Raw genomic sequence first — 2,421 nt, forward strand, 5'->3', positions numbered from 1 at the left:
ATACTTTTTGAAACACCACCACAACTGTTAATGCTGAAAATAGAGCTTATACTCAACTTATTCGTCCATAATATATAAATTCACAATATTTAAAAGCTGGCTCATTTCAGTAAAAGTCGCAAGATTTTTCATTTTCACAAGGCTTTCCTTTAGAATAGGCGCATCTTATTTCTTAGCTTTGATTTCTCAATGATTCAGTTAGACCAGTTATCTATACGTCGCGGTGGACGTGTTTTATTTCAAAAAGCGTCGATGCAGTTACACCCAGGATGGAAAATTGGCCTAACCGGTGTCAATGGTGCCGGGAAATCGACCCTGTTTTCAGCTTTGCTTGGTGGCATGGAGTCAGACACCGGTTCGTTGACCCGTCCTGCGGTATGGACCGTGGCGCATATGGCGCAGGAAATCAAAGCGCTGAATATGAAAGCCATTGATTTCGTCTTGTCCGGCGATGAAGAATACTGGGATATTCAACAGAAACTGGAGCAGCCAGATCAGCTGGATGATGCAGAACTGGCCCATTTATATGGCCGTTTTGATGAAATTTCAGGTTATTCTGCGCCGGCCAAAGCTTCGCAACTGATGGCCGGTCTGGGCTTTTTTGAACATCAATCCCAACTGGATGTTTCAAGTTTTTCTGGTGGCTGGCGCATGCGCCTGAATCTGGCGCGTACCCTGATGAGCCGTTCCGATTTACTCCTTCTTGATGAACCGACCAACCATTTAGACCTGGATGCCATTCTCTGGCTCGAAGACTGGCTGAAAGCCTATGAAGGTACGCTGGTGCTGATTTCGCATGACCGGGATTTCCTCGATGCGATTACCGATCATATTTTACATATTGAAAATCAGGAACTGATTTTATATACCGGTAACTACTCGACCTTCGAGCGCACCCGCAGTGAACGTCTGGCGCAGCAGCAACAGGCTTATGAAAAGCAGCTGGAAACCCGCGCACATCTGCAAAAATATATTGACCGTTTTAAAGCGAAAGCCACCAAAGCCAAGCAGGCACAGAGCCGGATCAAACAGCTGGAGCGTATGCAGGAACTGTCTGCTGCCCATGTTGATACACCATTTACCTTCAGTTTCCGTGAACCGACCAAAATGAGTTCGCCTTTATTGCAACTGGAACATGCCGATATTGGTTATGGTGACAAGCTGATTGTCACCAATGTCAATTTACAGATCACGCCAAGCAGCCGGATTGGTTTGCTCGGGATGAATGGTGCCGGTAAATCCACCCTGATTAAATCGCTGGTCGGTGATTTAAAATTGCTTCAGGGTCTGCGTAAAGATTCAGAACTGCTCAATATTGGCTACTTTGCCCAACACCAAATGGATGCACTGGATGGCAATGCCAGCCCGATGTTACAGCTGGCCCGTATTGCCGATAAAAAAATCAGTGAAGCCAGCCTGCGTTCTTTCCTGGGCAGTTTTGGTTTTAGCGGCGAACGCATGGATACGCCAAGTGAAAGTTTCTCAGGCGGTGAACGTGCCCGTCTGGCTCTGGCATTGATTGTCTGGCAGCGTCCAAACGTGTTGATTCTGGATGAGCCGACCAACCATTTAGATCTGGATATGCGTCATGCATTGACCATGGCCTTGCAGGATTTTGAAGGTGCTGTGGTGCTGGTATCGCATGAGCGCCAGCTGATTGCCAGTGTCTGTGATGAATTGCTGCTGGTACATAATGGTCAATGCCGTGAATTTGACGGTGATCTGACCGCTTATGCCGACTGGTTACGTCAGGCCCGCATTGAGATGATCAAAAACGGGCAGAAGCCAGCCGAGCCGGTGAAATCTCAGGTCGAAGTCAAAGCAACCATTTCCAGACTGGACAAAGAAGCACAGCGTAAGGAAGCGGCACGCCAGCGGGAACTGAGCCGCCCGATTCGTAAAAATATCGAAAAATGTGAAACACAGATTTCAAAGGTTACGCCGCGACTGGCTGAAATTCAAAGCTTGCTCGGAGATAGTGCTTTATATGATGCCTCACGTAAAAATGATTTGCTCAAACTGATGAATGAGCAAACTGAGCTGAAAGCCAAACTGGAAACAGCCGAAGAACAGATGCTGGAACTAATGATGGAACTGGAAAGTCTGGAGCAGTCCTTCTAACACTATTTCAACACCCCCATTATCTGAGAGATGAGTAACAAGCGTTATTCATCTCTTTTTTTTATTAAAACCACCCATTTTTAATATTTTCCTCCTGCTTTTCATCTCCGTGTAGTTCCTTGCTATTCTTGAGTACTGCATCTCTTCTTCAAAACTTGACACATTTTGTCGTGAATTACGCAAGTGCCATATAAGTTTATTTTTTGGTGGTGTTTCAAAAAGTATGCTGAAAAAAAGCAGGTTGGATTTTGATAAAATAGAGAAATGCGAATAACTCTAGAAATCAAGTGTCCAGCCTGC

General features: G+C 45.6%; 1 protein-coding gene. It reads left to right on the forward strand.

Features of this window, described 5'->3' with window-relative positions:
• The first annotated feature begins 189 nt into the window (after positions 1–189).
• On the forward strand, positions 190–2,121 hold the full coding sequence (locus tag G5T77_RS14550; protein ID WP_154320142.1) for an ATP-binding cassette domain-containing protein: 1,932 nt from the start codon (positions 190–192) through the stop codon (positions 2,119–2,121).
• Positions 2,122–2,421 lie beyond the last annotated feature (300 nt).

Origin of the sequence: Acinetobacter sp. GFQ9D191M (assembly GCF_011174875.1) — a bacterium.
In the GTDB taxonomy this organism is placed as follows: Bacteria; Pseudomonadota; Gammaproteobacteria; order Pseudomonadales; family Moraxellaceae; genus Acinetobacter.

Coding starts and splice junctions, on each gene's coding strand:
- G5T77_RS14550 (WP_154320142.1), top strand. CDS start 190: ATGATTCAGTTAGACCAGTTATCTATACGTCGCGGTGGACGTGTTTTA.